Genomic DNA, 6,919 nt, shown 5'->3' with positions numbered 1-6,919 from the left:
ATCAGGCCGCAAGATCTTATTTGTTTCTACCAAGAAACAAGCAAAGGATATTGTTGCGGAGCAGGCGCGTTCTGTAAATATGCCCTATGTAACCGAACGTTGGTTAGGTGGTATGTTAACTAACTTTGCTACCGTTCGTAAATCGATCAAGAAGATGTCTAACATCGATAAGATGACCAAAGACGGTACCTATGATGTTTTATCCAAGAAAGAAAAATTAATGATCCAGCGTGAGCGTATCAAATTGGAATCCCTTCTGGGAGGTATTGCTGATCTGAACCGCTTACCGGCTGCATTATTTATTATCGACGTAAAAAAAGAGCATATCTCTGTTGCTGAGGCGATGAAATTAAACATCCCGACATTTGCAATGGTAGATACTAACTCTGATCCGTCAAACATCGATTTCCCGATCCCGGCTAATGATGATGCTACAAAATCAATCACATTGATCACGGAAGTTATCATGAAAGCTATTCACGAAGGCTTGGACGAACGTAAACGCGAGAAAGAAGAAGAAGCTGATAAAGAAGCTGCTTTAGCAAAGGCGAAGATAGATAGTGAAAGCGAAGCTAAAGACGAACCGGCTACTCCGGGCAAACGTACCCGTAAAGCTACAAGTCCTGAAGGCGTTGCGGTTGAAGCTGAGCCCGAAGTGAAGAGCGAAGAGTAATCTGTTTATAATAGTCCCAACAGCCTCACATGGGAGGTCCCGGCCTGCGCCGGGATGACATCGAGATTTTTATATAATATAATTTTAATAATAACAGGACCGCCCCCAAGGTGGTCCTGTATTAAATAAAGGAAAAAACATGTCTACAGTACAAATTACTGCCGCAGATGTAAATAAATTACGCCAGCAAACCGGTGCCGGTATGATGGATTGCAAAAAAGCATTAACAGAAGCTAACGGTGACTTCGAAGCTGCTATTGATTACCTCCGTAAAAAAGGTGCCAAAGTTGCTGCAAGCCGTCAGGACCGTGAATCCAATGAAGGTGTAGTTATCGCAAAAACAACAGCTGACGGAAAACGAGGTGTTATCATTGAATTCAATTGCGAAACAGATTTCGTTGCTAAGAATGCTGATTTCGTTGCTTTCGCAAATAGCATTGCTGACCTGGCAGTTGAGAAAAACCCGGCTTCACTTGAAGAGTTAACTAATCTTGAGCTAAACGGCGAGAAGTTAGCTGATACGATCATTTCTAAAACAGGAACTATCGGCGAGAAGGTTGGAGTTACTAAATTCGAGACTGTAACTGGCGAGAAAGTTATCGCTTATATCCACGGAAATTACCGCTTAGGTGTATTAGTTGCGTTGAGCGCTAATCCAGCAAGCGCTGATGAAGTAGGAAAAGATGTTGCAATGCAGATTGCAGCAATGAACCCGGTAGCGATTGATAAAACTGATGTTGATTCAAAAACTATCGAGCGTGAGCTTGAAATTGCAAAAGATGTGATCCGTGCGGAAGGCAAGCCTGAAGAAATGGTTGAAAAGATTGCAGCAGGTAAACTGAATAAATTTTACAAAGATTCTACCTTATTGAATCAGGAGTTCGTTAAAGACTCATCGAAGTCTGTAGCACAATTCCTTAACGATGTGGACAAAGGCTTAACCGTTACCGCATTCAAGCGGGTTCAGTTAGGAGCTTAATATATTAATCCTCTCCAAACCGGAGAGGATTTTTTTTGTCTGATTATTTTTGAGCTATGAGTGTTGCCCTTATAAACGCTTCCTTATTTACCGGAACTGAGAAACTCGAGAATAAAGCCCTTCTTGTTAAGGATGGCATGATTAGTTCCATTGTAAAAAATACCGAAGTACCTGAAGGATTCCATACTGTAGACCTTACCGGTCTAAACGTTGCGCCCGGATTGATAGACCTACAAATCTATGGAAGCGGAGGCAAACTTTTTGGAGGCTTGCCGGATGTCGAAGGACTGGCGCAGATGGAAGATGATCTCCTTCAACAGGGAACAACTGGCTTCATGGCCACAGCTGGTACAAATAGCGATGACGTTGTTTTTAAAGCTATTGACGCGGCAAAAGAATACCGTCATAAGGCAAGAGGCAATTACCTCGGTTTGCACCTGGAAGGACCCTACTTAAATGTGAAACGCAAAGGTGCCCATCCTGAAAACTTTATAAAAAAGGGAGCCTTGGCTGAAATTAAAAGCTGGGTTGAACGCGCTGAAGGTGAATTAAAGATGATGACCATCGCGCCGGAGATCCAGGACCAGGATGTAATTGACTATTTATACTCAAAAGACATTATTATTTCTGCAGGCCATAGTGATGCAAGCTATGAAGAAGCGCTAGGCTTCCTCAATAAGCCTATACAGGCTGCAACGCATCTTTACAATGCTATGCCACCTATCCACCACCGCCAACCGGGATTAGTTCCTGCTATATTTAAACTTAAACCTTATACAAGTGTTGTAGCTGATGGGATTCATGTGAGTTTCCCAATGATAGAATTGGCCAAACGGGAGTTAGGCAACCGATTGTTCCTTATTACCGATGCAGTTACGGAAGCGAATGAGGGCATTTATCAGCACGTCTTTACTGGGGAGAAATATACAATGCCAGACGGAACTCTTTCAGGTTCGTGCCTCACGATGCTCAAAGCTGTAGAAAACTGCGTTACAAAAGTAGGGATTACTCTGGAGGAAGCACTGAGAATGGGTTCCACTTATCCTGCCGAACTTCTAAAGGGCAGGAAATTGGGCCTTCTAAAGGTTGGATATGATGCAAACATCATCGTTTTCAACAATCAGTTTAAACACCATAGCACATACCTTTCGGGGAAATTAATTTAATACCTTTAATTAAACATTCTTTTCATGAACTACAAACGTATCCTGTTAAAATTAAGCGGAGAATCATTAATGGGTGAAAAGCAATACGGGATAGACATCGACCGTGTAGCCCAGTATGCAAAAGACATTACTGAAGTTCATGCCCAGGGAATAGAAATTGCGATAGTTATTGGGGGTGGTAACATTTACCGCGGACTCAGTGCTGAAAAAGCTGGAATGGACCGCGTTCAAGCGGATTATATGGGAATGCTAGCTACTGTCATCAACAGTATGGCGCTTCAGGATGCACTTGAAAAAACTGGAGTTAAAACGCGGTTACTAACCGCCATCAAAATGGAACAGATTTGCGAGCCATTTATTCGCCGCCGCGCAGTTCGCCATCTGGAAAAAGGCAGAATCGTAATTTTTGGTGCGGGAACTGGAAACCCTTATTTTACAACCGACACTGCGGCTTCATTGAGAGCTGTTGAAATCAATGCTGATGTTGTTATGAAAGGAACACGTGTGGATGGAATATATACGGCTGATCCCTTAAAGGATCCAACAGCTACTCGATTTGAAGAAATATCTTTCACAGACGTTTATGAAAAGAGCCTCAGTGTAATGGATATGACGGCCATTACGCTTTGCCAGGAAAATAATTTACCGATCATTGTTTTTGATATGAACATACCGGGAAACTTCAAGCGCCTGGCAGACGGAGAACCAATTGGAACTTTAGTACGAGGTTAGAGGAAAGCGGAAAGCTCAAAGCCCATAGCTCACAGAAATTAATTATTTTTACAGACCGAACTGTACTATTATGAACGACCTAATAAAGAAACAATTAGATGATGCCAGAGCTCACATGGAAAAAGCCATTGATTTCTGCGACAACGAGCTGGTAAAGATTCGTGCAGGAAAAGCTATGCCTTCCATGCTGGATGGAATCTTTGTCGATTACTATGGTACACCCACAGCACTTAGCCAGATTGGTACCGTTAATACCCCGGATGCACGTACACTCGTTGTACAGCCATGGGAAAAAAACATGCTTATCCCAATTGAAAAGGCAATTATGGAGGCCAATATTGGATTAAACCCTCAAAATGATGGGGTTGTGATCCGCTTGAATGTTCCACCACTTACAGAAGAGCGGAGGCGGGACCTTGTTAAAAAGGTAAAGGAAGAAGCAGAAAAGGGCAGGATAGCTGTACGGAATATCCGAAAAGATGCAAATGAGAAAATTAAACGCACTAAAGGGGAAGGTGTTTCTGACGATGAAATCAAAACGGGTGAAGGTGAGGTTCAGAAGTTAACTGACGCGAACATTGTACGAATTGACAAATTGATGGAAGTCAAAGAAAAAGACATCATGACAGTTTAAAATTTAATCTGGTTGTAAAAAAGGAAGGGAATGGGTAGGATGCTTGTTCCCTTTTTTATTTTTGATCAAGGAACAAAGAGCAAAGAGCAAGGACATCCACAAAGTGCCAAAGGGTAGAGATTGCTGCCAGGATGAATTTTACTTCACCGACAATATATCTTTGTTCTTTTCTCTTTGTTCCTTTTTCTGCACAATAAGTTTCTCTCCACTGACAAACCACATTAAAATGAAACTACTACTCGAATACCTCAAGAACTATAAAGGATTAATAGCTCTTGCGCTTCTACTGGCTGCAATTAATCAGATCTTTTCCCTGCTTGATCCCTGGATTTTCAGAAAAATAATTGACACGTACGTAACGAGATATAAAGAATACACTACTCAGGAGTTCTTTAAAGGCGCCGGACTATTAATACTTGCTGCAATGGGCGTAGCTATGGTATCGCGTATAGCGAAGAATTTCCAGGATTATTATGTGAATGTAATAACTCAGCGTCTTGGTGCAAAAATCTACTCGGATGGGCTGGCACATTCTCTGGAGCTTCCTTATTCTGTATTTGAAGATCAGCGAAGTGGCGAAACTCTTGGTATACTGCAAAAGGTGCGTACCGATACAGAAAAATTGATAACAGCTTTTATAAATATTGTCTTCACCTCATTGGTTGGCGTAACTTTCGTATTTATTTATGCTATAAATGTTCACTGGTCAATTGCAGTAGTTTACATGTCTGTTATCCCGATCCTGGGTATTATCAGTTCGGTATTAAGCAAAAAAATTAAGGTGGTTCAGAAATTGATTGTCAGTGAAACAACTGCACTGGCGGGATCTACAACTGAATCTCTACGTAATATTGAACTGATTAAAAGCCTGGGCTTATCGAGTCAGGAAATTAAACGGTTAAATGGGGTGACTGACAAAATCCTTAAACTCGAATTAAGAAAGGTGAAGTATGTTCGAAGTCTGAGTTTTATCCAGGGTACGCTGGTGAATCTCTTGCGTAACGGAATACTATTGTTGATGCTTTACCTGATATTTGCAGGACGGATAAGCGTGGGCGAGTTCTTCTCTCTGTTTATCTATTCATTCTTTATTTTCGGCCCTTTACAGGAGTTGGGAAACATTATCAACATCTATCGAGAAACAGAAGTATCACTCGAAAAGTTCAAAGGGATTTTAAATACCCCTAAAGAAAAGAAACCTGCCTATCCTGCAAAGTTGGGACGTATAGACAATCTAAGGTTCGATTCTGTAAGCTTTAAACATCAATCAGCAAACAGGTATGCATTAGAAAATATTTCCTTCGAAACAAATACTGGTGAAACAATTGCGTTTGTAGGTCCTTCTGGTTCCGGAAAAACCACATTGGTTAAGTTGCTGGTTGGGTTGTATCATCCGAGTAGCGGAAAAGTGCTCTACAATAAGATCTCGGGAACTGACATCAACCTCGACGAGCTTCGTGAAAAGATCGGATTTGTAACCCAGGATACTCAGTTATTCTCAGGGACTATCCGTGAAAACCTTTTGTTTGTCCGCCCTGAAGCTACTGATGAAGATTGTATGAGAGTATTACACAAAGCGGCCTGTCAGAATTTATTGGCCCGGGCTGATAAAGGTTTGGACACCGTAATTGGGGAAGGCGGCGTGAAAGTTTCAGGCGGTGAAAAACAGCGCTTGTCTATCGCAAGAGCACTGCTTCGCAAGCCAAATATCCTGGTATTTGATGAGGCTACCTCTTCGCTTGATTCGATAACCGAGGAAGAAATAACTGAAACTATACGCGATGTATCTGTGATAAGCGATCATATTACTATTCTTATCGCTCACAGGCTCTCCACTATAATGCATGCGGATAAGATCTTCGTGCTGGAGAAAGGTTATATTATTGAATCCGGGAGGCATGAAGAATTGCTGGCAGAAAAGGGGCTGTACTATGCAATGTGGCGGCAGCAGATTGGTGAAAAGCATACCTTGGAAGTTTAGATTTTTATTTATATTTAATAAAAAACTGCTATGGAGAACTTATTATTCCTAAACCTGGGGACTACGGAGATTTTCATACTAATTCTTGTTGGCGTAATACCTTTCATCTTGACTGTTTATTGTCTCTTCGACATAACCCGCTCAACATTTAAGGAACCACTAAATAAACTCCTTTGGGTTGTTATTGTAATTTTCGTTCCTTTAATGGGATCGATACTTTATCTGATTATTGGAAGGAGTCAAAAAAAATCCTTCCACAGCGTTCAGAATTAAGACACCATTACTTTATACTTAAGAAATTAAAATATGCTTTCTGAAATAATACTAGGTCCATGGGAAATCGTTATGGTAGTTTTCGCATTACTGCCGTGGATTGTCCTGATTCCATTTGCCCTTATCGACAGCATTCGTTCGCCGCACCTTACTGTTGTTCAGAAAATTGCCTGGATCGTTTTTATCATAATTGCTCCGTATCTTGGGGCTATTGTTTACCTTCTGTGGGGTAGAAAACAAAAAATGATATGATCACTTTAGCGACCCTTCTTTTCATCGGCGGCCTGTTCCGCGTTATTTTTGGAATTATCTGGTTTATCCTGCTCGTCGTTACTTTAATGGATCTTTTTAAAAGCAGCTTACCTATAAATACCAAGCTACTTTGGCTGATTGTAATTCTTTTAGCACCGGTATTGGGCTGTTTGGTGTATTTTTTCTGGGGGAAATATCAGAGGCCTTTGTAAGGGGCTCTTCCCCGATT

Annotated in this window: 9 protein-coding genes; all 9 read left to right on the top strand. The window is 41.3% G+C overall.

The annotated features are described in order from the left end of the window. Nucleotides 1-673 (top strand): 30S ribosomal protein S2 (gene rpsB / locus ACLL8Z_RS00530; protein WP_411272788.1); only part of this gene is annotated, 673 nt, incomplete at its 5' end. 139 nt (nt 674-812) lie between these two features. Next, entirely contained in the window at nt 813-1,652 is an 840-nt protein-coding gene (gene tsf, locus ACLL8Z_RS00525; protein ID WP_411272787.1) for a translation elongation factor Ts, read from the top strand. Nucleotides 1,653-1,708: 56 nt separating this feature from the next. Beyond that, entirely contained in the window at nt 1,709-2,818 is a 1,110-nt protein-coding gene (gene nagA / locus ACLL8Z_RS00520; protein WP_411272786.1) for an N-acetylglucosamine-6-phosphate deacetylase, read from the top strand. 24 nt (nt 2,819-2,842) lie between these two features. Beyond that, nucleotides 2,843-3,550: a UMP kinase gene (gene pyrH, locus ACLL8Z_RS00515; protein ID WP_411272785.1), complete on the top strand. Its 708-nt coding sequence runs from the start codon at nt 2,843-2,845 to the stop codon at nt 3,548-3,550. A 70-nt stretch (nt 3,551-3,620) separates the two neighbouring features. Continuing rightward, nucleotides 3,621-4,184, top strand: coding sequence for a ribosome recycling factor (gene frr / locus ACLL8Z_RS00510; RefSeq protein ID WP_411272784.1), 564 nt, complete (start codon nt 3,621-3,623; stop codon nt 4,182-4,184). A gap of 226 nt (nt 4,185-4,410) precedes the next feature. After that, nucleotides 4,411-6,165, top strand: a complete 1,755-nt coding sequence (locus ACLL8Z_RS00505) for an ABC transporter ATP-binding protein (RefSeq protein ID WP_411272783.1) — start codon at nt 4,411-4,413, stop codon at nt 6,163-6,165. 30 nt (nt 6,166-6,195) lie between these two features. Then, nucleotides 6,196-6,438 carry a PLD nuclease N-terminal domain-containing protein gene (locus ACLL8Z_RS00500; protein ID WP_411272782.1) on the top strand — a complete coding sequence of 81 codons (243 nt, stop codon included), beginning with the start codon at nt 6,196-6,198 and terminating at the stop codon, nt 6,436-6,438. Nucleotides 6,439-6,471: 33 nt separating this feature from the next. Further along, nucleotides 6,472-6,690 carry a PLDc N-terminal domain-containing protein gene (locus ACLL8Z_RS00495; protein ID WP_411272781.1) on the top strand — a complete coding sequence of 73 codons (219 nt, stop codon included), beginning with the start codon at nt 6,472-6,474 and terminating at the stop codon, nt 6,688-6,690. Next, nucleotides 6,687-6,902, top strand: a complete 216-nt coding sequence (locus tag ACLL8Z_RS00490; protein ID WP_411272780.1) for a PLDc N-terminal domain-containing protein — start codon at nt 6,687-6,689, stop codon at nt 6,900-6,902. The genes ACLL8Z_RS00495 and ACLL8Z_RS00490 overlap by 4 nt, the downstream gene beginning before the upstream one ends. The last annotated feature ends 17 nt before the right edge of the window (nt 6,903-6,919 follow it).

The organism is Daejeonella sp. (assembly GCF_046590655.1).
Classification (GTDB): Bacteria; Bacteroidota; Bacteroidia; order Sphingobacteriales; family Sphingobacteriaceae; genus Daejeonella.
Note: the sequence above shows the minus strand (reverse complement) of the source record. Positions and strands in the feature narration are given on the sequence as shown.

Coding starts and splice junctions, on each gene's coding strand:
- tsf (WP_411272787.1), top strand. CDS start 813: ATGTCTACAGTACAAATTACTGCCGCAGATGTAAATAAATTACGCCAG.
- nagA (WP_411272786.1), top strand. CDS start 1,709: ATGAGTGTTGCCCTTATAAACGCTTCCTTATTTACCGGAACTGAGAAA.
- pyrH (WP_411272785.1), top strand. CDS start 2,843: ATGAACTACAAACGTATCCTGTTAAAATTAAGCGGAGAATCATTAATG.
- frr (WP_411272784.1), top strand. CDS start 3,621: ATGAACGACCTAATAAAGAAACAATTAGATGATGCCAGAGCTCACATG.
- ACLL8Z_RS00505 (WP_411272783.1), top strand. CDS start 4,411: ATGAAACTACTACTCGAATACCTCAAGAACTATAAAGGATTAATAGCT.
- ACLL8Z_RS00500 (WP_411272782.1), top strand. CDS start 6,196: ATGGAGAACTTATTATTCCTAAACCTGGGGACTACGGAGATTTTCATA.
- ACLL8Z_RS00495 (WP_411272781.1), top strand. CDS start 6,472: ATGCTTTCTGAAATAATACTAGGTCCATGGGAAATCGTTATGGTAGTT.
- ACLL8Z_RS00490 (WP_411272780.1), top strand. CDS start 6,687: ATGATCACTTTAGCGACCCTTCTTTTCATCGGCGGCCTGTTCCGCGTT.